Genomic DNA, 555 nt, shown 5'->3' with positions numbered 1-555 from the left:
AGCGTAGGTTGGCCGGCAGCTTCCAGGGAAGCAGCGCGTCGTAGTCGTCGACCGTCTTTGCCAGAGGCAACCGCTGGAACAGCCAGGTGAGATAGCGATACGGATCGATGCAGTTGGCTTTTGCTGACTCGACCAGCGAATAAAGATTCGCACTCGCATGTGCGCCAGCAACTGTATCGGCAAACAGGAAGCTTTTGCGTGCGACGACAAACGGGCGAATGGAATTTTCGCAGGGATTGTTCGATATGGGCCAGTTGCCGTTCTCGACGTAACGGATCAGCTTGGGCCACTGCCCGTGCAGGTAGGTCAGAGCCTTGCCGAGTAAGCTTTGAGGAACAACGCCGGGCCTCTGTTCGAGCGTCAGCTTTTCGATGACATCGAGCACGCGTGCACTGTATCGTCGCCGCAATCGCTGTCGTCGTTCAGCCGTCCACGTTTCACTGCGCGCCTCCGCCGCGAACAGCTTGCCGATCAGTTTGATGAAGCGCGTCGCGAGCAGGTTGGACGAGCGTGCGGCCTTCGGCACGTTATCTTCGGCCTTGACCAGATACCGTC

Annotated in this window: 1 protein-coding gene; it reads right to left on the bottom strand. The window is 58.4% G+C overall.

Annotated elements, in window-relative coordinates; genetic code table 11:
• On the bottom strand, positions 1-555 hold a 555-nt coding region (locus HV711_RS33270), incomplete at both ends, for an IS66 family transposase (RefSeq protein WP_175145706.1).

The organism is Paraburkholderia phenoliruptrix (genome assembly GCF_902859825.1).
Lineage (GTDB): Bacteria > Pseudomonadota > Gammaproteobacteria > Burkholderiales > Burkholderiaceae > Paraburkholderia > Paraburkholderia phenoliruptrix.
Note: the sequence above shows the minus strand (reverse complement) of the source record. Positions and strands in the feature narration are given on the sequence as shown.